This window comes from Streptomyces polyasparticus, assembly GCF_014493765.1.
GTDB lineage: Bacteria > Actinomycetota > Actinomycetes > Streptomycetales > Streptomycetaceae > Streptomyces > Streptomyces polyasparticus.
In genome coordinates this window covers 1-552 of record NZ_JACTVJ010000165.1, presented here as the reverse complement: position 1 = coordinate 552, position 552 = coordinate 1, and the positions used below count along the sequence as shown (strand labels likewise).

1 protein-coding gene is annotated in these 552 nt (G+C 54.7%); it reads left to right on the top strand.

Annotated features, from left to right (window positions below):
* On the top strand, window positions 1-460 hold a 460-nt coding region (locus H9Y04_RS45990; protein WP_187820193.1), incomplete at its 5' end, for a chlorophyll a/b-binding protein.
* Between the last annotated feature and the right edge of the window lie 92 nt (window positions 461-552).

The window sequence follows — 552 nt, the reverse complement described above, 5'->3', positions numbered from 1 at the left end:
CGATGATGCCGACCAAGAGCGCTTCGACCGCCTCCGTTATGTTGAGATCAAGCACGGACGTATCGCACAACTTGCCTTCCTCGGAAACATCATCACCCGTGCCGGAGTCCACCTCCCCGGAAACATTGACTACGCCGGAAACTCCTTCGACTCCTTCCCCAACGGATGGGCCGCCATCTCTGGACCTGATGCTATCTCTGGCGCCGGTCTTGGACAAATGGTTGCCTTCGTCGGTTTCCTTGAGCTTTTTGTCATGAAGGACGTTACCGGAGAGGGAGAGTTCGTCGGTGACTTCCGCAACGGAGCACTTGACTTTGGCTGGGACAAGTTCGATGCTGAGACCAAGCTCTCCAAGCGTGCAATTGAGTTGAACAACGGACGTGCCGCAATGATGGGAATCCTCGGACTTATGGTCCACGAGCAACTCGGAGGATCTATCCCCATTGTTGGAGAGATGTAAGCAACCTCCGTTGACCTCAAGGAGCGAGTGGAGTGTCCCCAGATTGGAGTTTTACCGAAGGGTTCCTTTCTGGAACTGATGATAGACCCCCG